We start from the raw sequence: 25,650 nt of genomic DNA, 5'->3' as shown, positions 1-25,650 counted from the left end.
ATGGACGAATTCAGCCGCGGCAGAGTCCGTCCTTGCAGCTGAGAGCCGGGCTCCGAAACTGCGAGCAGCGGGTTTCCATTCCAACCCGCCGCGACACCGGTGGTCGAAAAGGGCTACAACTCGACCCCACCGCGAAGAACTGCGCAAGCGCAGGATCCTGCCGGTCATCTCCCGCAAGGGCGGCCCGCACATCGAGGGCCTGGGCAAACTCCACGACGCCTTCGTCTCCCTCGCCTGCAGCCTCATCTGCTGGAGACGGCTTCCGGAAGCCCAAGAACGACTGACCGGTGTCAGGGCAGGCCAGGGCCCAGCGGGCTGCTTCAGAGCGTTGGTGCTCTCCGCATCCAGGCCGAGGCGGGAGAGATGATCGTGGAAGCAGAGCCGCCGAGTCCTCCGAACCGCTGGTTCAGCGGAATTGGCTTCGGTGTCCTCTTCAGTGGGCTGACCGCAGTGGTGACCGTCGCTGCGATCGGGAGGGCATGGGCTGCTTGTGACATCGGCAGCAGCGCAGGAGCCAACGGCATGACTTTGCTGTTCTTTGCGCCTCTCATACGGATCGCCGCTGCGGTTCCGTGGGTGATCCTGCATCGCGCCCTCGGAAGACGTCATCGCAGGACAGTCCTGTGCTGAGTGATGCCCCTGGCCGGCCCAGAGGTCATCCGATGCCCGGGCCCTGGGGCGCGGCTGGGGCCCGCTCGCGCACGGCCAGGTACACCGCGTGCACCGTGAGCACGTGCTCGATCTCGTCGATGATCGGCGCGAAGAACCGCTGTCGATGGTCCGCGTCCGTCATCGAAGTGACCGCGAAATACATGCTGCCGAACGCAGCCAAGAGCGTGGCGTTCCGCAACATCGCGACGGGGATCACGGGGAAAAGGGCAGACCTCTGTGCTTTCTCGCCGATCCACTGTTCCGCTGTCTCGGGCGTGACCACCAGCACGCCCAGGGCGAGGAAGAAGGTGAACAGCGCCAGGCCGACCACCGCCGCCTGCACGAGCTGGCGGCTGGCCAGCATCAGCAGCAGGTTGCGTTCCTGCCGTGGGGTCAACGGCATCGCAGGCAGTTGACCGTCGGGCGCCAGCCGCTCGACCGGCACATCGGCCAAGGGAGTGCCCCGGCACGCCGCCGCGAGCGTGGACCGGCTGAGGTCCTGCTCGACCCGGCCGATCTCGTCGCGCAGGCGGGCAGCGGCGGCAAGCACGGTGATCGCGGCGAACAGCACGACGACGAGCACGACCCGCCACCACGCCAGCCGGTTCATGGCCTGCCACAACTCGCCGGTGAAGAACAGGAAGAGCGTGACGAAGAGCAACGCGGGCAGCGCCCGGCCCAGCAGGTGCACGCTGTTGCGCAGGTCGAAGGCCGAGTGGCGGACCGCCCGGCGTAGCAGTGTGCCGAGACCGTACGTGGTGGCCAGAAGTGTGGCGACGAAGGCGGCGGCGAAGAAGATCACGAAACCCAGCAGCCCGACCACGTTGCCGCCCGGCGGTGTGACGGCTCCGTCGACGGCGAGCTGCAACAGAGGTACTGCGACGGGCATCGTGGCGTACGCGGCGAGGATCGCGATGGCGGTCCTGTGCGAGAAACGGGGAAGCCGCTGGACGAGGACGGTACTTGCGCCCCACGCGGCCAGCGTCATCACGGCGACGCCACCGAGGAGGATCCACCCGTGCGAGCCTGCGGATCTGAGCGGGACGAGCCAGGCCAGGCTGGCCAGCGCCACGACGGCCAGCGACGGCAGCATTCGGGGGAGCGCGTGATCGACGAAGCCGTACCCCTCGATCATCGTGGGTGCACCTCGCCGGACAAGCCAACGTTCGGTTCGGCGTATCACCGCCTGAGGCACCGTGAACGGCATGATTGATCTGCCCTTTGATCACTATGGATGAACGATCCGAACATCAACTCGACCGCACCTTATGCCAAGACTCGTGACCAACTGGGAGAGGCGCCGGTTCCGGCGCCTCTCGACGTCTCCGGCAACAAAGGCGTCCGCCGCGACGTTGCCGGGCGGCCTTCGGCGAGTTCATCGACGCATGGACGTGCGCGCCCACCTACACCGGTTCGTTGAACTGGTCGAACACCGTCAAGGCGGCCCGAGTGGCGAGGGAGGCCGCCAGCGAGGCGTACCAGACGCTGCTGGACGCCTACGGGCTACGCGGGCGCGCGCCCTACACGGTCGAACACCTCGCCACCACCATCACCGCCCTGCTCGACGGCTTCCACCTGCGTTGGATCGCCGGACATCCCCTCGGTGAACGACTCGCCATAGTGCCCCAGGGCGTCGCGGACGCGCGGGTTGGCGGCGACGGCGTAGAAGCCGAGCAGCACGCGGTAGATCGGATCTTGTCGACCGCCTCCTTGAAACGGCGGATTCTCTCCGGCAGCCCCGGGACCAGCTCGGCCTGGCGGGGTGGAAGAGGAGATCTGCCTGGAAGTCGGCCTGCGCGGTCCAGATTGAGCCCTTCGAGGAACTTGGCGGCCCTCGTCCCGAATGCGTCCTGGAGGGACAAGGGGACGGGGCTCCTGGTTCCAGCTCGGAGAGGAGCCTCGAACCCGTCCGCAGCGGATTCCCCTTCCACCGGCAGCAATACACAAAGGATCTTGTATATTGATACACTCTAATTGATACATCCGGGCGGAGGAGGTCATCGTGAGTCGGACGGTCATCGATCTCGACGACGAAGCACTGGAGGCGGCGGCCAAGGAGCTCGGCACCGCCACCAAGCGCGACACCATCAACACCGCGCTGCGAGAAGTCACGGCCCGCTATCGGCGGCTGCGCGCGCTCGAGGAAGCCCGTGAACTGGCGGCCGACGGCGCTCTCGACATGAATCTGCTGCTGGACAAGCGCGCGTACCGCCCCACGGGCTCGGCAACCGACGACCGCGACACCGGAGCGGGCGAGTGACCATCGCCGACTACCTCATCGACACATCCGCCCTCGCCCGCGTCCTGCTCCGCCAGAACACGGCCGAATGGGACGACAGGATCGGCGCCGGCCTCGTCGCGATCTGCGACCTCACCGAACTGGAAGTCCTCTACTCGGCCCGTTCGACCACGGACCGCGCCCGCTTGAAGGCGGCACTCGACGCCCACTACACGTGGTGCCCCATGCCGGACGGCGTCTACCGCCGCTCCCGCACTGTCCAGGAGCAACTGACCGCCAAAGGGGAGCATCGCAGCGCAGGCCCCGTCGATCTCCTGGTGGCCGCCGCCGCGGAAGAAGCCGGACTGACCCTGCTCCACTACGACCGCGACTTCGAGACCATCGCCCGTACGACAGGGCAGCCGGTCCGCACGATCGACGTCAGACAGTAGAGCCCGCCCGCTCGCACGGACGGGCGCCAAGCCGCTCACCAAACCACTCGCCCGGTGATGGTGTCGCGGCGACACCCCACCGACGAGCGGTCCACATTCCCTGCACGTGCACCCGCCCCCACGGATGGGCCGTTCCCAGAACGGGCCGTTTCCCGGCACCCGGCCCGGGCCCCTGCCCACCCAGGCAGCCCCCGCGCGCTCCGCCGGGCCGGTGGTCGGAGACGGAGAGCTGGGAACTCTGCTCGCTCCGTGGGTCGGGGGCAGGGCTCACTTGAAGGTGTAGCCCTTGCCGCTGGGGCCCTCGAAGGTCTTGCCCAGCTTGAGACCGCCCGGTGTGTCGGCGTCCGCTCGGGAGATGGAGACGGTGCGCGTCGGCGGCTGCGACGGGTCGGTGTAGTCGAGAGGCGTGGTGAGCAGGCCGTCCAGGTCGAGGTCGGAGGTCTTCCGCATCACCGGTCCGCCGGTCGCCGTCGATCCCCATCGGACGGGGGCCGGTGCCGGGCCGGAGCCGCGCTCCTGCTTGCCGCACCCCTCGCCCCGGCGGCCCAGGCGACCGAGACTGCTACGCGGCGGCAGTGGGCAGCAGGCCGCGCACCGGATCGATCTGTGCAGTCGTTCTGTACGAGCCTGGCCCGAGGCTCACCGAGCCTTCGCGGTCTTCGTCGTCCGACCGCGCTGAGGCCCATCTGGGCGAGCACCAGTCGCGCCGCGGCAAGATACCTCCGGAGACGCCGTCATCGGCCCTCACCGCCCGCCACGCTCTCGTGCACGGCTGCGGTCAGCCGGGCGAGGGTCGCCGGCGGGTGGATGATCAGCCGCTGCCGGGCGGGTAGGGCAGCGAGCAGAATCCGATCTCCAGTCTGCAGTCGGCAGGCGCGGCGCACCGCGACCGGCAACCGAACGAGGCCGTGCTCCCCTAGGTCCCGCTCCCCCACCGGGTCGGTCATGGCGACGATCAGGCCGTCGCGGATGGTGAACCGGATCTGGTCGCCAAGTGACCACTGCAGGCTTGCCACGGTCGACCGGGCCAGAATCCGGCCTCCGGCGTCAAGGCACGCCACTCCGAACACCACGTCCCGGGCGGTCGGCTCCGGCAGCCGTGGCAACGACAGCGGTGACTCGAGGGCGCATGTGTCGCAGAGAGCGTGCGCGTTGACGCAAGACGGAAACATTTGTGAAACGGCATCGTCAGGGCAGCTGCAACCAGGAGGTCCCGATGCCTGACCAGACCATCAATCACGACTATGTCGTTGTCGGAGCAGGATCGGCTGGGAGCGTGATCACCCGCAGGCTCCTCGACCAGGGCCGCTCGGTCCACGTCATCGAAGCCGGACCGGTCGACGAGGCCGCGGAGGTGCACAGCCCGCAGGGCTGGCCTGCACTGCTGGGCGGACCGCTGGACTGGGCGGTGATGACCACGCCGCAGCGGCATGCCAACAACCGCTCCTTGTTCTGGCCGCGCGGACGAGTTCTCGGCGGCTCCAGCTCGCTGAACGGGATGATCTACATCCGGGGCCATCGCAGCGACTACGACGGATACGCCGCGGCTGGTTGCGAGGGCTGGGACTGGGACAGTGTCCTGCCGCTGTTCCGCCGCTCCGAGGACCACGTCGACGGCGCCTCCCCATGGCACGGCGCAGGCGGCCCGCTGCCCGTGACCCGGATCGGCGCGCCGCACCCGGCGGCCGAAGCATTCGTCGCGGCCGCGCGTTCGCTGGGCCACCAGCCCACCGATGACTTCAACGCCGAGAATATGGTTGGGGTCGGCTACAACCACATGACTGTCCGGGACGGGCGGCGGATGAGCGCCTGGCAGTCGTTCGTGCTGCCGGTGCTGGACAACCCGTTGCTGACCGTGACGACCGGCGCGCTGGTACACCGGGTTCTGCTGGACGGCGATCGGGCCACCGGGGTCGAGTATTCCATCGGCGGGACCACCGAGATGGCGTCGGCGCGCGCCGAGGTCATCCTGTGCGCCGGCGCGATCGGGTCACCCAAGGTCCTGCTGCTCAGCGGCATCGGCCCCAAGACCCATCTGCGCGAGGTCGGCGTCGACGTCCGTGTCGATCTGCCGGGCGTGGGTGAGAACCTGCACGACCACCTGCTGGTCAGCAACGTGTACGAGTCCACCCGCGAACTGCCGGCCGGCCGCAACAATCTGCTCGAGGCGCAGCTGTACACCGACAGCAAACGCAACGACGGGCCCGGTCCGGACCTGCAGCCGCTCTTTCTGCACCTCGTGTATCCCGCCGAGGGCTACGAGATGCCCGAGCACGGCTATACCGTCGCGCCCGGCATCGTGCGTCCGCGCTCGCGCGGCACCCTGCGCCTGCAATCCGCCGATCCTGCCGCCGCGCCCCTGTGCGACCCGAACATCCTTTCCGACGAGTACGACCTGGAAGCCCTCGTCGACGCCGTCGAGATCTGCCGGGAGATTGGCGGGGACGCCGCGTTCGACGAGTGGCGCAAGGTTGAGGCCGCCCCCGGCCCGCAGGCCCGCACCCGCGATGACCTGCGCGAGTACGTACGCCGCTCGGTTGGCACCTACCACCACCAGGTCGGCACCTGCCGGATGGGAGTTGACGACGACGCGGTGGTCGACCCGGCGCTGCGGGTCCGCGGAGTGCGGGGCCTGCGCGTCGCCGACGCCTCGATCTTCCCGTTTGTTCCGTCGGGCAACACCAACGCCCCGACGATCATGGTCGGCGAGAAGGCTGCCGACTTGCTCTCGACCAGCTTGGAGGCCTGATCATGACCGCTACCGCCGACCCAGAGACCCTGCCGCTGACCACCGAACTGTTCATCGACGGCGCCTGGCGCAGCGGCGGCGCAGGCACGTTCGCCGACCTCAACCCGGCCACCGGGCGGCACCTGGCCGACATCGCCGCCGGCGACATCGAGGACATCGATTCGGGCGTACGGGCTGCGCGCGCTCAACTCGACGGGGAGTGGGGCGCGTTGCCGGGCGCTGCCCGCGGCCGCCTGTTGGGACGCCTCGCCGGCCTCATCGAACGAGACACCGATGTCTTCACCCGGCTGGAGGCTCTGGACATCGGCAAGCCGGTCGGGCAGCCCGGCATGCTGGACGTTCCGAACGCCGTCGCCACCTTCCGGCATTTCGCCGGCTGGGCCGACAAGATTACCGGTGATGTCATCCCCACTGCCGGGTACTTCGGCCGCCCGACGCTGTCCTACACGGTGCGGGAGCCGGTCGGTGTAGTCGGAGCGATCATCCCGTGGAACACCCCGTTGATGATCGCGGCCTGGAAGCTCGGACCGGCTCTGGCCGCCGGGAACACCGTCGTGGTCAAGCCTTCGGAAGACGCGCCGCTGTCGATCTTGCATCTGGCGAAACTCGTCGAGGAGGCGGGTTTCCCGGCCGGTGTGGTCAATGTCGTGCCGGGGCTGGGTGACATCGCTGGCGCGGCCCTCGTCGACCACCCCGGCGTCGACAAGATCAGCTTCACGGGTAGTCCCGAGGTCGGCAAGCAGATCCAGATCCGCGCCGCGCAGACGTTCAAACGCGTCACCCTGGAACTCGGCGGAAAGTCGCCACAGATCATCCTGGCCGACGCTGACATCGAGGCGGCCGTCGGTGGCACCGCCCTCGGGCTGTTCTTCAACCAGGGTGAGGTCTGCGCCGCCGGCAGTCGGATCCTGGTCCACCTGTCCCGGTACGACGAAGTGGTCGAGGCCCTCGCCTGCGCCGCCCGCTCTCAGGTGCTCGGCGACCCGTTCGACCCCAAGACCACGATGGGCGCGCTGGTCAACGCTGCGCAGAGGGACAGGGTGCTCGCCTACATCGACACTGGCCGTCGTGATGGAGCCCGTCTCGTGGCGGGTGGCGGACGCCCTGACCTGCCCGGCTTCTTCGTCGAGCCAACGATCTTTGCCGACGTGGGCAACGGCATGACCATCGCCCAGGACGAGATCTTCGGACCGGTCGGCGCCGTCATTCCGTTCGACGACCCTGCCGAGGCCGTCCGCCTGGCCAACGACACCCGGTACGGCCTGGCCGCGACGATCTGGACCCGCGACGTCGCCCACGCACACACCCTCGCGCGGGGCGTCCGCGCCGGTGCCGTCTGGGTCAACGGCTGGGCTGCGATCGATCCGGCACTGCCCTGGGGCGGGATGAAATCCAGCGGCATCGGCCGGGAGCTCGGCTGGAGCGGAATCCTGGCCAACACTGAGGAGAAGGTCGTCACCGTCGTCCTCTGAACGATGGCCGGAAAGGATATTGATGTGCTCGACCTGACTCCCCGCCCCGAGGACCTCGACCCGATCGAGACGGCCTCCCTCGATGAACTGCGTGCGCTGCAACTGCAACGGTTGCAGTGGACGCTGCGGCACGCGTACGAGAACGTCCCGTTCTATCGCCGCAAGTTCGACGCGGCCGGCGTGCACCCGGATGAGTGCCGCTCGCTGGAGAGTCTGGCGCGGTTCCCGTACACGACGAAACAGGACCTGCGGGAGAACTACCCGTTCGGCATGTTCGCCGTGCCTCGGGAGCGTATCGCCCGGATCCACGCCTCGAGCGGCACCACCGGCCGGCCCACCGTTGTCGGCTACACCCAGCGCGACATCGACATCTGGGCCGACGTGATGGCCCGATCCATTCGCGCAGCCGGCGGCCGTCCCGGTCACCGCGTGCACGTGGCGTACGGATATGGCCTGTTCACCGGCGGGCTCGGCGCGCACTACGGCGCCGAGCGGCTGGGCTGTGCCGTCATCCCGGTCTCCGGCGGCATGACCGAACGCCAGGTTCGTCTGATCGCCGACTTCGAGCCGGACATCATCATGGTCACCCCGTCCTACATGCTGACCATCCTCGACGAGTTCGAACGCCAGGGCATCGACCCGAAGAGCACCAGCCTCAAGATCGGCATCTTCGGTGCCGAGCCGTGGACCGAGGATATGCGCCAGGAGGCGGAGAAACGCCTGGACTTGCACGCCGTCGATATCTACGGCCTGTCCGAGGTGATCGGCCCTGGCGTCAGCCAGGAGTGCGTCGAGACCAAGGACGGCCTGCACATCTGGGAGGACCACTTCTACCCGGAGATCATCGATCCGTCGCTCGAGAGCGTCCTTGCCGACGGCGAGCCCGGTGAACTGGTGTTCACCTCGCTGACCAAGGAGGCCATGCCGGTAATCCGGTACCGCACGCGCGACCTGACCCGGCTCCTGCCCGGCACGGCGCGCACCATGCGGAGGATGGAGAAGGTCACCGGCCGCAGCGACGACATGATGATCTTGCGGGGGGTCAACGTGTTTCCGACCCAGATAGAGGAGCTGATCCTGCGCGTGCCCGGCCTGGCGCCACACTACCAGTGCGTGCTGGACCGGCCTGGCCGTCTCGACGAGATGACGGTCCGGGTCGAGTCACGCACCGAGGACCTCGCCGACACCGAGCGGGAAACTATCGAACGCCAGCTCGGAGAACTGGTCAAACACAACGTCGGCGTCTCTGTACGGGTCGAAGTCGTGCCACCGACCGGCCTCGAACGCTCGATCGGCAAGGCCCGGCGCATCGTCGACGACCGCCCCAAAGACAACTACGCATGATCGGTCGGTTGAGGGCTTGTGCCATGACCACCTGAGGGCGCAGTCTCGACGCCCGGCGGAGCCTGCGCCCACGACCGAGGGAGGACAATCATGGCCGACTTGACCCATCGCGACCGTGTACTCGCCGCCCAGCCGTTCGACTGCTGGCGCGACGCGGTCTCGTCGACCTTCGTCCCACTCGAGGCCAGCGCGCTCACCGACCGAGCCTTCGGCGGCGACCTGGTATCCCGCGACCTCGGGCAGGTGCAACTGAGTCAGGTCAGCGGCGGAGCCGTACGAGTCGACCGGACGACCCGTGCCATCCGCCGCGACGACCCTGAATACTACAAGCTCGGCATGCAGGTGCGCGGCTACTGCGTGGTCGATCAAGACGGGCGCGAGGCGGCGCTCACCCCGGGTGATTTCGCGATCTACGACACCACCCGGCCGTACTCACTCACCTTCGAGCAGGACTTCCAGATGCTCGTGGTGATGTTCCCGCGCGCCCTGCTGAGCCTCAAACCCTCCGATGTCGCGGGCCTGACGGCGCGCCGGGTCTCCGGCCGGCGCGGCACGGGCGCGCTGGTTTCACCGTTCCTCGTCGGTCTGGCCGGGCAAATGGAGGGCGACGACACCACTGCGACCGTGCACCTGGCCGATGCCGTGCTGCATCTGCTCGCCGCGACCTTCAGCGAACAGCTGGACTGCGAGGCGGTCGTGCCGGCAGAGGCGCACCGGCACGCGCTGATCCTGCGTGTCAAGGCTTTCATCGACGCGCGGCTGGACGACCCGGTTCTCTGCTCGGCGACGATAGCGTCAGCGCACCACATCTCCGTGCGTTACCTTCAGAAGATCTTTGAAAGTCAAGGCGACACCGTGGCAGGCTGGATCCGTAACCGGCGACTCGAACGCTGCCGCCTCGACCTGACTGACCCCAAATTCGGCACCATGGCAGTCAGCGCCATCGCCGCCCGCTGGGGCCTGCTGGACGCCTCGCACTTCGCCCGCACCTTCAAAGCCACCTATGGCCTGTCACCGCGCGACTATCGGATCTCTGCACGGCACGAGCAGATCGCGCTTCATTCCTAGAAGACCTCGTACTCGCGTAGCGCGTACAGCAGGTGCCGTTGGTTGAAGATCAAAGTGCGGTCGCGCCGTTCGCGGCGGCAGGTCCGCACCCACCGCTCCATCACCGCGTTCATCCGGGGCATCCGGACGCCGCTGAGCACAACGTTGATAGCGGCGTCGGCGAGGACCGCGTCGAACAGAGCCGGGTATTTTCCGTCCCGGTCGCGCATCAGGTACTTCACCCGGCATCCCGCCTCTCGAGGTCCATCACCAGGTTACGGGCGTCTGGGTCACCCACGCCGCGTTCGGATGCGCGGTCGCACCGAGGACCCGGATGCTGCGGCCGGCATGGTCGATGACCGTGAGGACGTACATGCGGGGTGCCGGTCAGCGTGATCGTTCCGAGGAAGTCCGCGGTCAGCAGCGCCTCGGCCTGCGAGCGCAGGAACCGCGCCCAGGCGGTGGCGCCCGCTCCGGGGCCGGATCGATCCCCGCCTCACGCAGGATCTCCCAAGACCGTCGACGCGGCGACCTTGACCCCGAGGGTGGGCAGTTCCCCGTGCACCCGCAGGTACCCCCACGACGGATTCTCCGCCACGAGGCGCAACACCAGCGCGCGGACCTTCCCGACCCTCCGGTCCCGGCGTGGGGGCCTACTCCAAGATCGCCGGAGAGCACTTTCCGAATCCTCGTGTCCAGCCAGCGTCCAGAATCCGGCGCCAAGGCCTCGTACACGCCACCCGCAGAAACCTGCACCAGCACCGGAACACAACATCTGCGCAGGTCAAAGCGATGTGAACCAACACCGACCGCAGCGGGGCCGAACTCACGCGCAGCGGATTCATTCTTCGTTCAGGCAAAGTTGACGATCCGACAGGACAAAATGAACGTTTCCGCAGGTCAGATACCTGCTGAAGTGGGGCGGGTGGGACTCGAACCCACGGCCGACGGATTATGAGTCTGTTGGAGATCTTGGCGGTCCTTGCGCTCCTTCGCTCGTTCTTGGCGTTTTTTCAGGTCAGGGCCGTGAACCTCTACTGATGCTTCGCAGCCCTTGTCAGTATGTGCCTGTCCTTGTGGCCTCAACGCGGCCTCAATGAGGCCCCAGGGGCCAGACCGATACCGTGCGGGACGATCTCGCCAGCTCGGAAGCGGGGGGGCCGAATGCGCGCGCAGCGGATCCCCTTTCCCACACGCAGAGGCTCCGCCCCTCACACTGGGGCGGAGCCTCTTTGGCCGTTATTGCAGGCCAGACGTTCTCCCTGATCTGCCTCGCACCCTGCCCTGGCACGGCGGACAACGACGCCTGACGCCCACCCCAACCAATTCCCAGGTCAGAGGCACCAATCAATGTCGGCCCGGTACGGTCCTCGTCGATCCGTGCCTGTCCTTGTGGCCCCTGTTCGACCCCTGAGCGTCATCCAGACGTACTCCAGACCTGCGGCAGCCTGCGTCCGTCCAGGTCGGCGCGAGGGTCGATCCGGCCGTCGCTCGTGAGACGGAGCCGGCGACCACGACCGCCCGCCGTACGTGGGTGGACGCGTTGACGACGAGAAGCCCGCCCCTGCCGGGGCGGGCTTGTCGTCGTAATGCCGTCACTCCTCGATGCCACCGATCTGGCGCCACTCGACGAAGTCGACGCCGCACGTGTTGGCGAGGCGCCCGCCGTCCACGCGCTCCAGGTCGAAGGCGAGCTGGTACGCGGTGGTGTGCGTGACGCGGTTGGACGCCTGGGTCGGCGACGCCGCGTTGGCCTTGCGCGGGCTCAGTTGCTGCCATGTGACCGAGGCGGACCCAGTGCCCAGCGGCTCGTCCTCGAGGTCGTACCAGTCGACCGTGCCGGTCTGCGCGCCGTCGCCCGAGACAGCCACCACCGCCCGCGCGTCGGGGGTGTCGACCAGCAGGAACGTGTCGTTTTCGATCGTCACGACATCGAGGAACCGGATCTCCTCGGTGCGGCACTCCGGCGAGAGGTTCCAGTAGGCGCCGGAGGCCACACCGCGATGCGGAGCGGTGAAGGAGGTGGTGCCCTCGCTGGCCCACGCGGTGCAGTCCAGGTTCCCGACCTGCCAGCCTCCGAGCTCCACGCTCGACCAGGTGAGGGAGTACGGGGTGAAGGAGTGCTCGGAGTGCCACTGGGTGTTGTTCGAGCGCCAGCGGTCCTTCGTCGTCACCGTTTCCCCGACGGTGTAGGTGCCGACGAAGCGAGCGGTCCCCACCGAATCGCCCGACGGGTCCACGAGCTCGAAGGCGGCGTCGACCTTGCCGTCGGCGAAGGTGGTTTCAAGGGGAACGCCCTTGGCCAGGTGCTCGCCCCAGCCGGCCTCGATGATCTGGAGGTAGCTCTCCGTCACCTGCCCCTCGGCGTTCGTCACGAGATGGAACTCGATCAGGGAGTCGTCCGTGGTGGTCCCGTCGCACGACGCCGTCGGCTCGGGATTCTCCACCACCACCTCGTGTGGGTCCGCGGTGGCCGAGGGGGCGGTGACCGCGAGCAGTGCGAGCGCCAGCGCGGCGCCGCAGGTCGTGACGGACGTTCTTCTCATGCCGGATCTCCTTGGTTCGGGCGGTGCGTGTAGTGCGGGTTGGTGAGGGGCCAGTCCGAGGCGATCCAGCGCGGTACGAGCTCGTCGAGGGCCGCCTCGATCGGTCCGCCCACGAGCCAGTCGACGACCCACCACGAGATCTCGGCGTCCGTCCCGTCGTGGATCGGCGGGTCGATGTAGACGCAGCCGAGCAACTCGGTCTCGCCGTTGTCGAAGAGCGCGTAGTTGAACGACTCGTGCCGCTCCGTCTCCGCCTCGTGCCGGGCCAGGTCCTCGCGGTCCTGCTCGGCGGTCATCGTCGCGGGAGGCCACCCCCAGGCCTCGCCGTACAGCGACCAGAGCCGCTCCTGTGAGCCCATCACCGCCTGCATGTCCAGATCGACGTCGGTGGCGCGAATCGGGCGCAGGTGGTGGCCTGTTTTCAGCGGCACCCGGAGGGGGTGGTCCCACCCCTCCGGGAGCCAAGCGGTTGCTGTCATGGCACCCAGCCTCATGGCCGCGCGCGCAACAGACCACGGGCAGCACTCGCACACTGCTCGCACAGTTGAGCGTCCGTGTAGGACACTTATGCGCCATCAGTTACGCGCCATCCGTGCCCGGGGGACGAGGAGAAGACCGATGCGGACCTTCGGCGGCCTCCTGCGCACCCTCCGCGAACGCGCCGGACTCACCCAGCAGGAGCTCGCCGAGCGCGCCGACCTGACCCCACACGCCATCAGTTCGCTGGAACGGGGAACCCGGACGCGCCCGTACCCGCACACCGTCCGCGCCCTTGCCGACGCCCTCGGCGCCTGTGAGGGCGACCGGGCCGCGCTCCTCGCCGCGGTCCCCCGCCGCCGGTCCGCCGCTGAACCCGTGACAAGCGTGGCGAGCGTGAGCAGGCCGTCGGGCCTGGTGATCCCGCCAACTCCCTTGTTCGGCCGCGACGACGACATCGCCGCCGTCGCCGACCTCGTACGCTCCGGAGCCCGCCTGGTCACGCTCACCGGACCCGGCGGGGTCGGCAAGACCCGGCTGGCCGCCGCGGTGTCGGACGTACTCGCCGGGGAATTCCCGGACGGTGTCCTGCAGGTCTCCCTCGCGCCCCTCGCCGACGCCTCCGCGCTCATGGCCACGATCGGGCGCGCGCTGGGACTCGCCGGTGTCGATGGCCCAGGCGCCTACGACCTGGTGGCCGCGCATCTGCGGACATCGCGACTCCTACTGCTGCTCGACAACTTCGAGCACCTGCTCAGCGCGGCCGTCCGGGTCGGGCAGCTCACCGCGCTGTGCCCGGAGCTCACCGTGCTGGTCTCGAGCCGCTCGCCACTGCGGGTGAGGGCCGAGTGCGAGTACGTCGTGGAGCCCCTCGGCCTGCCGGCCCGCGACGCCAGGACGGTCGACGAGCTCCGCGCCCACCCCGCCGGTGCCCTGGCACTGGACCGGGCACGGTCGGTCGGAGCACGACCGTCCGCGGACGACGTGCCGGCTACCGCCGAGCTCTGCCACCGCCTCGCCGGCCTGCCCCTGGCCATCGAACTCGCCACCGCACAGCTACGGTTGCTGTCTCCGACCGCCCTCCTCAACCGGCTGGAGGCGGCCGGCACGACGTCGGGAGCCCGCGATCTGCCCGAGCGGCAACGCACCATGCGGGCCACCCTCGACTGGAGCTACGGCCTGCTCGATCCCGGTCAGCAGCGCCTCTTCACGCTGCTCGGGGCGTTCCGCGGCGGTGCCACACTCGAAGCGATAGAGGCCGTGGCGGAGGCCGGCGACGAGATCGCCGCCGGAGACGCACTCGGAATCCTCCATGAGCTCGTCGAGCACTCCCTGGTGCGCGCCCGCAGCGACCGTTTCGACATGCTCGAACCCATCGCGCAGTACGCCCGCAGCCTCCTCGTCGGCGACCGCGCCGCCCGCATCGGGCGCACCCACGCCCGCGTCTACCTCGACCTCGCCGAGCAGGCGGCCACCGGCTACGAGCGCGCGGACCAGGTGGACTGGCTTGCCCGGATCGAAGAGGAGGAGGCCAACATCCTCGTCGCCGTCGACCGCTCCCTCGACGCCGGTGACCCCCGCACCGCCGCCCGTATCACCTGGTTCATGTGGCTCTACTGGTGGTTGCGCGGCCAGCTCAGCGTCGGCCGTCGCCTCGCCGACCGGTGCCTGACCACCGACCTCCCGCCCTGGGAACGCAGTCGTGTCCACCTGGCCGGTGCCACGATGTCGTACGCCGCCGGCGACCATGCCACGGCCGCCTCGTGCTGGGCCGAGGCCGACCGCATCGCAGCCGGTCAGGACGACCCCGAGGTCCGCAGCAAGGCCCGCGCCGGCACCGGCCTCTCCGCTCTCGCCGACGGCGACCTCGATGCCGCCGAGGACCGCTTCCACGCCGCCCTCGACTTCGCCCTCCAGGACCGCGGCTCGCCCTGGACCGCATCCCTCGCCCACGTCTGGCTCGGCACGGTGCACCTACTCCGCGGCGCACCCGCGACCGCCGTACCCGAGATCGAACGCGGCCTCCGCCTCGCCCGCGCCCGAGGCGACCGGCTGTCGACGTACGTCGCCCTCTACAACCTCTCTCAGGCCGCCCTCGCCCTCGGCGATCATCCCCTCGCCCGCCGGCACGTCGAGGAGGGCATCGCCCTCTCCCAGGAGACCCGCGACCTGGCCAACCTCGCCTATTTCGTCGAGACGCTGGCGGTCATCGAATCGCAGGAAGGCAACCACATCCGCGTCGCCACTCTGCTCGGGGCCGCGACAGGCCTCCGCGAGACGGTCGGCGCCGACGTCTACGCGTACTACCACCCCGACCAGAGCCTGCGGGCCGCGGCCGAGGGGTCGGCACGGGCCGTGCTGGGAGAAGACGCCCACGAGGAAGCGGTGGACGCCGGCCGGACACTCGACGCGCAGGCGGTCGCGGAGCTAGCCCTGCGCAACACCGACGCGTCATCGGCAGCCGACCGCCTCGGAGACTCTCGACGGGTCACCTCGTAGGCTCGATCGCATGGCTGCTGCACCCGAGAGCGGCGCGTTCCCGACCTCCAAGGACGACCGACACTCCGAGGACAGGTCGTGGCGGCTCCGTTGACGCCCATGGTGACAGCCCCCTGCCAGGGTGGCAGGTCTACGGCAGCAACCGCCAAGCGCAGCGCCGAGAACTTGGCGGCAGGCCAAGAGCTGCTGCAGCCTACTGCGGGCTGACTGCCGTCGCAGTGTCAGGTCCGCACGTCGCGTTGCTCGACCTCCTTGAGGACCCCGGCGACCGTTGCGAAGTCGTTGTCCACGTGGAGCACGGTGTGCCCGTAGTGCACCGCGGTCGCGCACACCAGCAGGTCGATCGCTCCCGCCGCCCGATGCTGACCTTGTTGCGTGAGCTTGTACTGGGCGGTCTCGACCCAGCGCCAGGCGTTCTTCGGAACCGGCGAGAGCAGGCAGAGAGCATCCAACTCCTCCGCAAGCTCATCCCGGTGAGCGGGACCGGTCGCCGAGTAGAGAAACTCGGTTCGCGTCGGCTCGCAGATGTGGAACACCCCCGCAGCAATGTGCCCTTCCCAGGGCCGCAACGCACCCGGGATGCGGAACAGATGCCAGAGGGCGGAGGTGTCCAGCAAGTAAGTGATCATTCGAAGGCCGCTCGCCGCACACGCTTCTGCGCCTCATGCGCCGCCGACGCCTGCTCGAACTCACCCCGTGCGCCCCGCGCGGCCAGCTTCTCGGCAGCCTCAAGCCGCTTGATCCGTGCCACGTAGTCCCGCAGAGCCGCGTTGACGGTCTCCTTCTTCGTCGTGGCACCCATGAGCCGCATGGCCTCGGCCAGCGCCTCGTCGTCGAGATCAATCTGCGTGACGGACACCGGACACCCTCCAACATCCACAATGTATGCATCCAAGATACATCGCCAACATCGAATACGGCCACCGATCGCAACGATCGCTCAAGGGTGCGCTGGGTGCCGAGGGGCTTCGATTGGGTTGCTTCCCGACGCAGGACGGATCAGCTGGGTCTGCTGCATCCCGACACGAATGACCCCATGGAGCCCATGGCCGACTTGACTGGAATCGGTGTTTCGAATCTGTCCTTTCGATCATGAAAACTCGCATCGAGACGCGCTACCAGCATGGCTCACACTCGCTGCCCTACCTGCATAGTTGCTGGTCAGATCGATTTTCCAGGCATAGCGAGTGGTAGGGCGGGTGGGACTCGAACCCACGGCCGACGGATTATGAGTCCTTTGAGGATCTTGGCGACCCTTGTCGATTCATGCTCATCCTGGCCGTTTCACCAGCTCAGACGCTGTTTGCTGTTGAATTCTATTCTCGGTCCTCGTCAGTCGTTTCCGATCCTTGTGTCCAACCTGCGTCCAGAACGCGTCCCGGATGGGATTTCAGCTGCCGCAGCTTCCGACCCCTCGAGACTCCATGCCTGTGGTCAAGCGCAGCATCTATGCCGTCAGCGCCCCAGCGGCGTCTCAGCCGACAGCGGCATAGACCTTTCGCAGGGGGGAGCGGACCTCCCACTCGGTCCGCTCCCCCGCCCGCAGGCGTACCAGGACGCCGGGGGTCAGCTCGATGCTGTCCCCGGTTTCGAATCGCACGGTCGCGTCGCCGGCGAATACGACGAAGACCTCGTCGGCCTCGACATCGCACACCGCACCGGTCGTCAATGTCCACACTCCGGCTTCGGTGCCCCCGAACTCGCCAAGAATCTTCGCGGCTGCCACCGGACATCCCGAGAGGATGTCGTGCGCTTCCGGTGGCTGCGGGGCGAGCTCAACCTCGTGTGCGTTGACGCAACGGTCCTTCACAGCACCCTCCTTGTAGTCCTTGGGCACGCGATCCGTCAGCTCTCGTCGACCATGAGATCGGCCGCCGGAACGGAGCAGCAGAGCAGAACCTGCTCGTCACGGGGTTCGAGGAGCGGGTCGACAAGGTAGGAGGTGGGGCCGTGGACCGCCGCATGAGCAGTGAGCGGACAGCTCAGGGATAGGAGACCACGGTGGACGGGATGGTCGATGTGCCTGATGTCGGGGCGCCGATGTCGTTGATGACGTGCTCGTACTGGCCGTTACCGCCGAGTGAGACGACCAGGAGGTGGTGGAATTTCACGCCCGGTGTGTTCGGGGCGACGAAACCGTTGTGCTGGACGATGGTCGGGTCGACGTTGTAGTTGCAATAGCTGCCGAGCCCCCATCCCTCGTGCGTGGTCACCGAGTCGGCCACCCTGTAGGCCGCGTAGCCGTTGGCGGAGCCGTTCTGGATGGCCGCCTGGTTCGGGGCGTCGTACGCCTTCTCGTTCTGGTAGAAGATGGTGCGGCCGCGTTCTCCGTTCCATTGCGTGTCGTACTTGTTGAAGTGCTCGACGAACAGGCCGGTGGCGAGGACGTCGTCGCCGTTCACGACGATGCCGTAGTCGCCGCGATTGGTCTCCCAGCCCACGCCGTCGCCGTGGTCGGCGCGCCAGAGCCAGGTGTGGTCGATGATGGTGTGACGGCTGTTGATCACCATGCTGGTGGTCGCCTTGCCGGGGCCGGTTCCGCCGATGCGGATGAACACGTCCTGCACGGTGATCGGGTTGTCGCTGTGGCCGGCTGAGCAGCCGCGTTCGCCGACTTCGAGCAGGGTCCGGGAGTTGACCGGCCCGGCGTCGATGAGAAAGCCGGCCAGGCGCACCCCGTCGACGTCGGCGACCTTGAGGGCGGTGACGCCGTTGGTCGGGATCAGGGTGGCGTAGCCGAGTCCGAGCACCACCGTGTTGGGCCGCCTGACGCAAACCGTCTCGTCGAGGTGATAGATCCCCGGCGTCAGCAGCAGGTGGAGTCCCTGGGAGAGCGCCCGATTGATGGTGGCCGCGCTGACACCGGGTTTGGCCACGTAGAAGCGCGACAGGGGCAGTGAGGTGCCTCGCGGCGTGCCGTTGCCCCAGCTGACTCCGCGGGCGTTGGTGCGCTTCGCGGGCAGGAAGACCCGGTACTCGCTTCCTCGCAGGTAGAGGAACGGCTTCTCCCGTGAGATGGGGGTGGTGTCGAGTGTGGTGTAGGGCGGGTTGGGGAAGCTCTGCGCGGGTGCGCCCTGGACGCCGGAGAACACCATGTTCCAGACGGCGTTGAGCCATCCGCCGATCACGCTGTCGCGGGTGTACCACTGCTGCTGGGAGTACGGTCCGACGTGGCCGTCGATGCGGCTGTCGGCGATGTAGCCACCGCTGGCCCAGCCATAGCTGGAGGGGGCGAGGTTGAGGTTCCCGCGGACGTGCATGCGCCGGAAGGGCGCCGCCTGGGAGACGGCCCAGCGGTTCGTGCCGTTGGCCGGTACCACCGCGAGGTTCTCGGCGGACCGCCAGAAGTTCGACGTGGCCTTGCCGCCGTTCCATTCGGCGTCGACGGTGATGTCCCCGTTGATGGTCGTCTCGTCTGGGGTCAGCCCGAGGCCGGCGATGGAGGTGTGGAAGCCGATCTGGGCGTTGAGCCCGTTGTAGGTGCCGGGCTTGAACAGGAACGCGTAGCGGCCGGTGCCGAACTCGTCCGCCTCCTGCTGTTCGAATACCTCGTCCAGCCTGGTCTGAATGCCAGGGGTGGACGGGTCGAAGACGATGACGTTCGGGCCGAGATCGCCGCCGCCGGTCAGGGGCCGCTGCCGCTTGGTCTGGGGGGCGGCTGACGCCGGCACGGGAAGGGTGACTGCCACGGCGGCGGCCGCGGCGCCTGCCGCTCCGAGAACGGTGCGGCGGGCGACGGTTGGACGTCCGGGCGAGGAGGAGTTCGAGGCAGGCGTCATGGGTCTTTCTCCCGGTTTGAGGATGTGGGCGAGCGAGGTGGTGGAGAGCGCGCTTTCAGGTCGAATGGTTCATTCGGGAACGGCAGGAAGGCGGCGTGGCGGGACTGGAGATCGTGGGGGTGTCGTCCTCTACGGCCGGGTTCTGCCGGATCTTGGGGTAATCGCACGCTGATCGAGGCGGCTACGCCGCGCGGCCTTTCGTGTTGGGCGTGTCGATGCCGGATTCTTTGATCTCGAGCGGCAGGAGCTGCCATGTGTCGATCGTGTAGCTGAGCTGGGCGCCGGGCGCGGCGTGAACCTGCAGGTGCCAGGGGCTTTCGCCCACGGGGTAGAAGCGGACGGTGAGGACCTGGCCGGTCGAGAGGAAGATCTCGGCGATGGAATGGTCGACGACGATACGGAGGTCGACCGGCCGGCCGCTGGGGCAGGGCATGGTGTAGGTGCCGCCGTGGGCGCGCGGGTCCAGTGAGGCACGGTCGCGGTCGACGATCAGCTGGCCTGCGTCGGCGTCGAGGAGGATGTCGAGGTATTCGGTCTCGTCGGGGGCGGTGACCAGGCGCAGGCCGGTCTTGCCGGTGGCTTCGAGACGGGCCGTGAGGTCGAAGCTGCGGCTGACTTCGCCCAGGTCCACGGGGGTGGAGTTCGAGGCCAGCCCGGCTGCGTGGAGGGTACGTTCACCGCGCAGCGCGAGCAGTTCCGCGGCGGGCCGTTGGTACGTGTGACCGTCCTCGGTCAGTTCTATCTCGCGGGGGAGCGTGAGCGTTCCGGCCCAGCCTTCGGCCTCGGACCACTCCTTGTCGCGGGCTTCCCAGGACCAGCCCCACAGCAGCCATCTGTGGCCGGGTGCGCGGAGCAGGGCGGGGGCGTAGAAGTCCGGGCCGTGGTCGAGGAGTTGGGGCGGGCCTGCTTCGAAGACGTCGCCGCGGTCCTCGCCGGCCAGGGCCAGCACGCCGTGCGGGCCGTCGCGCTCGTACCAGGCGGAGAGGATGAGGGCGCCTCGCCCGTCGGCCGCCGGCAGGTACTGAGGGCACTCCCAGCCTTCGCCGGTGAGCAGTCCCCTGTCGCCGAGGGGCTCTGGTTCGCCGGCGCAGAAGGGTCCCCGATAGGCCCAGGTCTGCAGGTCGGGCGATTCGTACAGCAGGGCCGCGGCGCGGCCGTCGGCGAGTGCGGCGCCGACCAGCATCCGCCAAATGTTCCCGTCCTGCCAGACGTAGGGGTCGCGGTACATGGTGGTGCCGTCGGGCGGCTCGGGTATGAGCAGGTCGCCGCGGGGATGGAAGGTCAGGCCGCCGTCACGGGAGGTGGCGGTGGTGATCAGCTGATGCTGCGGGCGCTCCTGGCGGTGCGCGGAGTAGAAGGCGACGATCCGGTCACCGTCGGAGACCGCGTTGCCGGAGAAGCAGCCGTCGGCGTCCTCGCCCCCGGGAGTGGGGGTCAGGGCGATCGGCAGCGGTTCCCATCTGATCAGGTCGGGGCTGCGGAAGTGGCCCCAGTGCATGTTGGCGTGGTCGGCTCCATACGGGTTGTACTGGTAGCAGACGTGGTAGTGGCCGTCGTGGTGGACCAGCCCGTTGGGGTCGTTGATCCAGTTACGAGGCGGGCGCAGGTGCGCGACAGGACGATGGGCGTCAAAGGGCGCGGTGGACACACGCGTGCCTTTCGGTATGTGGGAGAACGCCGGGGAAGTGAGAAGGCACGTCCCGCCGAGTGGTGTGGGCGGTCAGCCTTCGCGGCTTCGCAGGTCGCAGCGGTGATCGGCCTGGCACCCGGGCGCAGGGCGGCCCGTGCCGCCCCGACCGGCTCACGCAACGGCGCGGTCGTGCGGCCGCGTCGGCCGTCAACGGCGATGGGGACCGGCGCGGCCTGGATGGCTGCACCACTCGGCGGGAGGCCATCGGTGGGAAAGGCTCAGCGGAAGGAGCCGGCCACGATTCCCTCGACGAAGTACCGCTGTGCGGCAAGGAAGATCAGCACGCTGGGGATGAGGGCGATGATCACTCCGGCGAGCACGATGGAGATGCTGCCGGTGCCCAGGTTGCCCTGCAAGGTCACCAGGCCCAGGGGCAGGGTGAAGTTGTCGGTCGACTGCAGGAAGATCAGCGGGCGGAAGAATTCGTTCCAGTAGGCGGAGAAGGTCAGCACCGCCAGGGTGGCCATCGGGGCACGCGCCATGGGGGCGTAGATGCGGGCGAAGACCTGGAAGTGGGAGGCCCCGTCCACCCGTGCCGCCTCGCCGAGTTCGCGCGGCATCTGCAGGAAGTACTGCCGCATCAGGAAGGTGCCGAAGGCGCCTCCGACGGCGGGCAGGACGAGCGCCATGCGGCTGTCGGTCAGGCCCAGGTACTTGATGATCAGGAAGACCGGGATGATGGTCGTCTGGATCGGCACCATCAGGGTCGCCAGGATGATGGCGAACAGGGCCTTGTTGCCACGGAAGCGGACCATGGCGAAGGCGTAGCCGCTCATCGTGGAGGTGATGAGCTGGCCGACCACGATGAGCCCGGTGACGAACACGCTGTTGAGGAAGAACCCGGCCAGGGGGACCTTGTCGAAGACGGCCTGGTAGTTCGAGAAGACCGGATCCGTGGGGATCCACTGCGGCGGATTGTCGAACGAGGTGGCCGGGGTACGCAGCGAGGTGGCCAGGGCCCACACGAGCGGCGCCACCACCAGCACGGCCGTAACCGTCAGCACGGTGAGCGACAGCAGACGTCCGATCCGCACCCGTCGGTGCCGGCGCGGGGCGCGGGCGGTGGCTGCGGGCTGCTTGTCGAGGATGGCGGTCACGAGTAGAACACCCACTTTCGGCTCACCGTGAACTGCACGGCCGTGATGATCAGCAGGACGGCGAACAGCACCACGGAGATGGCCGAGGCATAGCCGAACTGGAGGTTCTGGAAAGCCGTCTGGTACACGAGCAGCACGGTGGTGTAGGTCGACTCGCCGGGGCCACCCTTGGTCATCACGTACGGCTGGTCGAACAGCTGCATCGTGTTGATCAGTCCGACGGTGGAGGCGAACAGCACGGTGGGGCTGATGAGGGGTAGCTTGATCCGCCAGAACATGCGGGCGGACGATGCGCCGTCGATCTGTGCGGCCTCCAGGACGTCGCCCGGCACGGAGCCGAGGGCGGCGACGAAGAGGATGAAGGTGAAGCCCAGCTGCTGCCACACGGCGACCAGCACGATGGTCGCCGTCGCTCCCCCGTTGGAGCTCAGCCACGAGACCTCGGGCAGATGAAGCAGGTTCAGGTAGTAGTTGATGACGCCGAACTGATCGTTGAACACATACGCCATCACGATCGAGATGGACGCCGCGGAGGCCAGCAACGGCAGGAAGAACGCCGCGCGGAAGAGGTTCTGCACGATCTTCGACGTCCGCTGGGCGACCAGCAGCGCCAGCCCCAGGCCGAGGGCGACCTGGAGGAAGACGATGATCACAGCGAGGCCGGAGGTCACCAGCAGCGAGTGGGTGACCGTCTTGTCGCTCAGCAGCGCGTCGAAGTTGTCCAGCCCGACGTACTGAGGGCTGGAGATGGCGTCCCACTTGAACAGGGCGAGGACGAACGAGGCGATGATCGGTGCCACGGTGAAGACGACGACCACGACCAGGGCGGAGGCCACCATGGCGTAGCCGAACAGCGCCTCGCGGCGGGCGCGCCTGTTCTGGGCGCGGCGACGCAGCGTCGTGCTCTGGGGGGCCTGGGGCTCAGGAGGGTGGCCGGACCGTGCGCCCGCCGGGACGGACGCACGGCCACGGTTGCGGACAACCTGTGACATCAACGCCTCACCCTGTCTTCATGGCGGTCTCGAGGTCGCCCTGCAGGCCGTCCAGGGCCGACTTCGCGTTGCCGCTGGACATGGCCTGGGTGGTGCGCTTGTTCAGCGCGATGGCCATCGCCTGGTAGTACGGCGGGGCCGGGATCGGCGCGGTCTCGGGGAACTTGGTGAGGGTGTCGTAGAAGACCTGCCAGTTCTTGGGACCGGTGGTGGAGTACCTCTCGGCCGTCATCATCGACTTGCGCGGGAAGGTGGTGGTGTTGCCCGGGATCAGCACTTCCAGGTTCTTCGCGGACACCAGCGACTTCACGAACTCCCAGGCGAGGTCCTTGTTCTTGGACGACTTGAGGATGCCGTAGCCGCCCGCGCCGAACAGATGGCGCTGGGAGCGCCACTTGGGGAAGTACTGCACGTCGAAGGAGCCGTCCGCCATGCCGGCGTTGTGCAGGCCGCCCGCCCAGAACCCGCCGCCGATCGACATGCCGATCTTGTTGCTGGCGAACAGGCCCTGCAGCGTGGCGCCGCCACCGACGTCAGGCTTGGCCGACAGACCCTCCTTCTGCAGCTGGATCATGTAGTCGAGGGACTCGACGACCGGAGCGGAGTCGGCGGTCGGATCCCCCCAGCGCCAGCCACCCTTGCGGCCCGAGGCGGCGGGGTCGTTCGGGTAGAAGGTCTTCCACATCCAATCGCCACCGTCCCACTTGCCCTCAGTCAGCAGGTTGCCGCCGTTGGCGTACATCCAGGACGTCCAGCTGCCCCACAGCCGGACCACCCAGTTGTAGGGGACCGCCGAACCGCCCTTGCGGGCGATCTTCCTGGCGATGTCGTAGAAGTCGTCCTTGGTCCAGTCGTCGGCCGGGCGTCCCACGCCGGCGCTTTCCAGCAGAGAGGTGCTGTAGAACATGTTGCCGGCGTTGAAATCGGTCGGCAGTTCGTACAGGTGGCCCTGATACATCATCGCTTCGACCAGCGCCGGGTGGACATCGGCGAAGTACGACTTGAGCTCGGCGGCGTCCCGCTTCACGTAGTCGTCCAGCGGTTCGGCCAGCCCCTTGGCCGCGAAGAGCTGCAGGCCCTCGGTGGCGACGGAGACGATGTCGGGGGCATTGCCGGCGGCGATCTGGGTGAGCAGCTTGCTGAAGAAGTCGTTCCAGTCCGTGCCCGTGATGCCGGTGAACTTCACCTTGAAGCCGGGGTGCGCCTTCTCGAACGGCGCGGCCGCCTTGCTCAGCTTGTTCGCGGACGCCTGGTCGGTGAAGACCAGCACGTTCAGCACCTTCGAGCCGGAGGAGCTGGACGAGCCGGAGGAACAGGCGGAGGCCAGCCCGCCCACGCCCGCCACCGCAGCGGATGCGACGCCGGCTCTTAGCACGCCACGGCGGCTGAACGGCTCCTTGATTATCCCAGAGGACATGCGTGTACCCTCACTGTGTTTCAAGTACTGACAGGGATGACGACCGGTTGCGACGGTCGCCTGTCGTTGTGCGAAATGCTTCGCCGTCCCGGGTTCAGAGCCGGGGCGGCGAAGTGACCGATGCCCGCGCCACCAGCGGGCAGTGCAGCATTTCCTGTGCGACCGGGCCTGATGGCGAACCCGGCGTTCCGGTGAGCGCGAGCAGCTGTGCGACGGCCCGCGCTCCCATCTCGTAGTGCGGGAGCTGGACCGTGGTCAGCTGGGGGTAGAGCGCCTCGGCGACCAGCTCCTGGTTGTCGAACCCCACGACCGACAGGTCGCGGGGGATGGACAGTCCCAACTCGGCGGCAGCCCGGTAAGCGCCGGCGGCCATCCGATCGGTGTAGCAGAACAGCGCCGTCGGGCGCGGCTGCGCTGACAGGAGCCGCCGGGCGGCCCGGTAACCCGAGTCCACATCACCGCCGACCGTGTCGAAGGGCACCGCCGACTCGGCGGCGACCATGGACGGGTCGTAGGGAATGCCGGCCTCGGCCAGCGCCTTGCGGTAGCCCTCCAAACGCCCCTGCCGGGCGGGAAGGTCGCGGGTCTGCACGGTCGCACCGATCCTGCGGTGACCATGGCCGATCAGCTCGCGCACCGCCGTGTAACCGCCCTGGACCTCGTCGGGCACCACGAAGGGGACAGCCGTGTCGTCGCAGCGCGCGTCCAGCAGCACGGTCGGCGTCGAGCGAAGGCTGTCCGGCAGGCGCACGACCTGGTGGTACATCGCCGCGTACAGCACGCCGTCCACCTGCCGCTGGAGAAGCATCTCGATGCTGGTGCTCTCCAGGTCGGCATCGCCGCTGGTGTTGACCAGCAGCAGCACCAGGCCCTTGGCCGCGGCGGCCTCCTGGGCACCCAGGATCATCCGGCCCGCGTGGGGGGTGGTGGCGATCTCGTCGCTAACGAAGCCGATGGTCTGCGACCGCTGCGTCTTCAACGCGCGCGCCAGACTGTTCGGCGCATACCCGAGTTCCTCGGCGACCCGCCAGATGCGCTGCTGGGTCTCCTGGCTGATCCGCTTGCCCTCGACCCGGTTCAGGACGTGCGACACCGTCGCGGTGGACACACCCGCCGCCGCAGCCACGTCCTTGATCCCGATCCGGCGCACCATCATCCCCGCCCATACTGGTTGAAACCGGGTTGCCTAACCGTTTAGCCAACCGTGTGGACATGAGAGT

General features: G+C 68.1%; 22 protein-coding genes and 1 pseudogene. 7 read left to right on the top strand and 16 right to left on the bottom strand.

What is annotated here, in order from left to right:
- Window positions 1–655: 655 nt before the first annotated feature.
- Both ACZ49J_RS02620 and ACZ49J_RS02615 read right to left on the bottom strand, forming a co-directional pair.
- Window positions 656–1,786 (bottom strand): hypothetical protein, encoded by a 1,131-nt coding sequence (locus ACZ49J_RS02620; RefSeq protein WP_467447415.1) that lies wholly within the window; start codon window positions 1,784–1,786, stop codon window positions 656–658.
- A gap of 368 nt (window positions 1,787–2,154) precedes the next feature.
- On the bottom strand, window positions 2,155–2,331 hold the full coding sequence (locus tag ACZ49J_RS02615) for a hypothetical protein (protein ID WP_467447413.1): 177 nt from the start codon (window positions 2,329–2,331) through the stop codon (window positions 2,155–2,157).
- A gap of 322 nt (window positions 2,332–2,653) precedes the next feature.
- On the opposite strand from ACZ49J_RS02615, the gene ACZ49J_RS02610 reads away from it, so the two are divergent.
- Together ACZ49J_RS02610 and ACZ49J_RS02605 are read left to right on the top strand one after the other, a co-directional pair.
- Window positions 2,654–2,911 carry a type II toxin-antitoxin system VapB family antitoxin gene (locus ACZ49J_RS02610; protein WP_467447411.1) on the top strand — a complete coding sequence of 86 codons (258 nt, stop codon included), beginning with the start codon at window positions 2,654–2,656 and terminating at the stop codon, window positions 2,909–2,911.
- Window positions 2,908–3,321, top strand: a complete 414-nt coding sequence (locus tag ACZ49J_RS02605; protein WP_467447409.1) for a PIN domain-containing protein — start codon at window positions 2,908–2,910, stop codon at window positions 3,319–3,321. Before ACZ49J_RS02610 ends, ACZ49J_RS02605 begins: the two co-directional genes overlap by 4 nt.
- A gap of 267 nt (window positions 3,322–3,588) precedes the next feature.
- Here ACZ49J_RS02605 and ACZ49J_RS02600 read toward each other — a convergent pair whose 3' ends face one another.
- On the bottom strand, window positions 3,589–3,771 hold the full coding sequence (locus ACZ49J_RS02600; RefSeq protein ID WP_467447407.1) for a hypothetical protein: 183 nt from the start codon (window positions 3,769–3,771) through the stop codon (window positions 3,589–3,591).
- Window positions 3,772–4,055: 284 nt separating this feature from the next.
- Window positions 4,056–4,337 carry a hypothetical protein gene (locus ACZ49J_RS02595; RefSeq protein ID WP_467447406.1) on the bottom strand — a complete coding sequence of 94 codons (282 nt, stop codon included), beginning with the start codon at window positions 4,335–4,337 and terminating at the stop codon, window positions 4,056–4,058.
- 200 nt (window positions 4,338–4,537) lie between these two features.
- Between ACZ49J_RS02595 and ACZ49J_RS02590 the strand changes: the two genes are divergently transcribed.
- From ACZ49J_RS02590 to ACZ49J_RS02575, 4 genes are all read left to right on the top strand, one after another.
- On the top strand, window positions 4,538–6,070 hold the full coding sequence (locus ACZ49J_RS02590) for a GMC family oxidoreductase (protein WP_467447404.1): 1,533 nt from the start codon (window positions 4,538–4,540) through the stop codon (window positions 6,068–6,070).
- A 2-nt stretch (window positions 6,071–6,072) separates the two neighbouring features.
- Window positions 6,073–7,542 (top strand): phenylacetaldehyde dehydrogenase StyD, encoded by a 1,470-nt coding sequence (styD, locus tag ACZ49J_RS02585; protein ID WP_467447403.1) that lies wholly within the window; start codon window positions 6,073–6,075, stop codon window positions 7,540–7,542.
- Window positions 7,543–7,545: 3 nt separating this feature from the next.
- Entirely contained in the window at window positions 7,546–8,886 is a 1,341-nt protein-coding gene (paaK, locus tag ACZ49J_RS02580; protein WP_467447401.1) for a phenylacetate--CoA ligase PaaK, read from the top strand.
- Window positions 8,887–8,976: 90 nt separating this feature from the next.
- Window positions 8,977–9,954: an AraC-like ligand-binding domain-containing protein gene (locus tag ACZ49J_RS02575; RefSeq protein ID WP_467447400.1), complete on the top strand. Its 978-nt coding sequence runs from the start codon at window positions 8,977–8,979 to the stop codon at window positions 9,952–9,954.
- Here the strand turns inward: ACZ49J_RS02575 and ACZ49J_RS02570 are convergent.
- The 3 genes and pseudogenes from ACZ49J_RS02570 to ACZ49J_RS02560 form a co-directional block, all read right to left on the bottom strand.
- Window positions 9,951–10,708: pseudogene (locus ACZ49J_RS02570) on the bottom strand (integrase core domain-containing protein). The gene ACZ49J_RS02575 and the pseudogene ACZ49J_RS02570 sit on opposite strands and share 4 nt — an antisense overlap.
- Before the next feature lie 820 nt (window positions 10,709–11,528).
- Complete coding sequence (locus ACZ49J_RS02565) at window positions 11,529–12,479, bottom strand: hypothetical protein (RefSeq protein WP_467447399.1); 951 nt, start codon at window positions 12,477–12,479, stop codon at window positions 11,529–11,531.
- Window positions 12,476–12,958 (bottom strand): GNAT family N-acetyltransferase, encoded by a 483-nt coding sequence (locus tag ACZ49J_RS02560; RefSeq protein ID WP_467447398.1) that lies wholly within the window; start codon window positions 12,956–12,958, stop codon window positions 12,476–12,478. The genes ACZ49J_RS02565 and ACZ49J_RS02560 overlap by 4 nt, the downstream gene beginning before the upstream one ends.
- A 139-nt stretch (window positions 12,959–13,097) precedes the next feature.
- On the opposite strand from ACZ49J_RS02560, the gene ACZ49J_RS02555 reads away from it, so the two are divergent.
- Complete coding sequence (locus ACZ49J_RS02555; RefSeq protein WP_467447397.1) at window positions 13,098–15,455, top strand: ATP-binding protein; 2,358 nt, start codon at window positions 13,098–13,100, stop codon at window positions 15,453–15,455.
- A 221-nt stretch (window positions 15,456–15,676) separates the two neighbouring features.
- Here ACZ49J_RS02555 and ACZ49J_RS02550 read toward each other — a convergent pair whose 3' ends face one another.
- The 9 genes from ACZ49J_RS02550 to ACZ49J_RS02510 form a co-directional block, all read right to left on the bottom strand.
- On the bottom strand, window positions 15,677–16,084 hold the full coding sequence (locus tag ACZ49J_RS02550) for a PIN domain-containing protein (RefSeq protein WP_467447396.1): 408 nt from the start codon (window positions 16,082–16,084) through the stop codon (window positions 15,677–15,679).
- Window positions 16,081–16,314, bottom strand: a complete 234-nt coding sequence (locus ACZ49J_RS02545) for a type II toxin-antitoxin system VapB family antitoxin (protein ID WP_467447394.1) — start codon at window positions 16,312–16,314, stop codon at window positions 16,081–16,083. Before ACZ49J_RS02545 ends, ACZ49J_RS02550 begins: the two co-directional genes overlap by 4 nt.
- A 615-nt stretch (window positions 16,315–16,929) precedes the next feature.
- Window positions 16,930–17,292: a cupin domain-containing protein gene (locus ACZ49J_RS02540; RefSeq protein ID WP_467447392.1), complete on the bottom strand. Its 363-nt coding sequence runs from the start codon at window positions 17,290–17,292 to the stop codon at window positions 16,930–16,932.
- A gap of 145 nt (window positions 17,293–17,437) precedes the next feature.
- Complete coding sequence (locus ACZ49J_RS02535) at window positions 17,438–19,234, bottom strand: coagulation factor 5/8 type domain-containing protein (protein WP_467447391.1); 1,797 nt, start codon at window positions 19,232–19,234, stop codon at window positions 17,438–17,440.
- A 181-nt stretch (window positions 19,235–19,415) separates the two neighbouring features.
- Entirely contained in the window at window positions 19,416–20,882 is a 1,467-nt protein-coding gene (locus ACZ49J_RS02530) for a glycoside hydrolase family 32 protein (RefSeq protein ID WP_467447390.1), read from the bottom strand.
- 260 nt (window positions 20,883–21,142) lie between these two features.
- Window positions 21,143–22,021 (bottom strand): carbohydrate ABC transporter permease, encoded by an 879-nt coding sequence (locus ACZ49J_RS02525; protein ID WP_467447388.1) that lies wholly within the window; start codon window positions 22,019–22,021, stop codon window positions 21,143–21,145.
- Window positions 22,018–23,013 (bottom strand): carbohydrate ABC transporter permease, encoded by a 996-nt coding sequence (locus tag ACZ49J_RS02520; RefSeq protein WP_467447387.1) that lies wholly within the window; start codon window positions 23,011–23,013, stop codon window positions 22,018–22,020. The genes ACZ49J_RS02525 and ACZ49J_RS02520 overlap by 4 nt, the downstream gene beginning before the upstream one ends.
- A gap of 7 nt (window positions 23,014–23,020) precedes the next feature.
- Window positions 23,021–24,430 (bottom strand): ABC transporter substrate-binding protein, encoded by a 1,410-nt coding sequence (locus ACZ49J_RS02515; protein ID WP_467447385.1) that lies wholly within the window; start codon window positions 24,428–24,430, stop codon window positions 23,021–23,023.
- A gap of 94 nt (window positions 24,431–24,524) precedes the next feature.
- Window positions 24,525–25,586, bottom strand: coding sequence for a LacI family DNA-binding transcriptional regulator (locus ACZ49J_RS02510; protein ID WP_467447383.1), 1,062 nt, complete (start codon window positions 25,584–25,586; stop codon window positions 24,525–24,527).
- Window positions 25,587–25,650: the final 64 nt, after the last annotated feature.

Source organism: Streptomyces sp. NPDC030840 (assembly GCF_055572015.1).
This window is presented reverse-complemented; position numbering and strand designations above follow the sequence as displayed.

Excerpts from the sequence above, each read along its gene's own strand:
- ACZ49J_RS02565 (WP_467447399.1), bottom strand. The coding sequence starts at position 12,479 with ATGAGAAGAACGTCCGTCACGACCTGCGGCGCCGCGCTGGCGCTCGCA.
- ACZ49J_RS02535 (WP_467447391.1), bottom strand. The coding sequence starts at position 19,234 with ATGACGCCTGCCTCGAACTCCTCCTCGCCCGGACGTCCAACCGTCGCC.
- ACZ49J_RS02510 (WP_467447383.1), bottom strand. The coding sequence starts at position 25,586 with ATGATGGTGCGCCGGATCGGGATCAAGGACGTGGCTGCGGCGGCGGGT.
- ACZ49J_RS02555 (WP_467447397.1), top strand. The coding sequence starts at position 13,098 with ATGCGGACCTTCGGCGGCCTCCTGCGCACCCTCCGCGAACGCGCCGGA.
- paaK (WP_467447401.1), top strand. The coding sequence starts at position 7,546 with ATGGCCGGAAAGGATATTGATGTGCTCGACCTGACTCCCCGCCCCGAG.
- styD (WP_467447403.1), top strand. The coding sequence starts at position 6,073 with ATGACCGCTACCGCCGACCCAGAGACCCTGCCGCTGACCACCGAACTG.
- ACZ49J_RS02520 (WP_467447387.1), bottom strand. The coding sequence starts at position 23,013 with ATGTCACAGGTTGTCCGCAACCGTGGCCGTGCGTCCGTCCCGGCGGGC.
- ACZ49J_RS02560 (WP_467447398.1), bottom strand. The coding sequence starts at position 12,958 with ATGACAGCAACCGCTTGGCTCCCGGAGGGGTGGGACCACCCCCTCCGG.
- ACZ49J_RS02550 (WP_467447396.1), bottom strand. The coding sequence starts at position 16,084 with ATGATCACTTACTTGCTGGACACCTCCGCCCTCTGGCATCTGTTCCGC.
- ACZ49J_RS02600 (WP_467447407.1), bottom strand. The coding sequence starts at position 3,771 with ATGCGGAAGACCTCCGACCTCGACCTGGACGGCCTGCTCACCACGCCT.
- ACZ49J_RS02515 (WP_467447385.1), bottom strand. The coding sequence starts at position 24,430 with ATGTCCTCTGGGATAATCAAGGAGCCGTTCAGCCGCCGTGGCGTGCTA.
- ACZ49J_RS02620 (WP_467447415.1), bottom strand. The coding sequence starts at position 1,786 with ATGATCGAGGGGTACGGCTTCGTCGATCACGCGCTCCCCCGAATGCTG.
- ACZ49J_RS02590 (WP_467447404.1), top strand. The coding sequence starts at position 4,538 with ATGCCTGACCAGACCATCAATCACGACTATGTCGTTGTCGGAGCAGGA.
- ACZ49J_RS02575 (WP_467447400.1), top strand. The coding sequence starts at position 8,977 with ATGGCCGACTTGACCCATCGCGACCGTGTACTCGCCGCCCAGCCGTTC.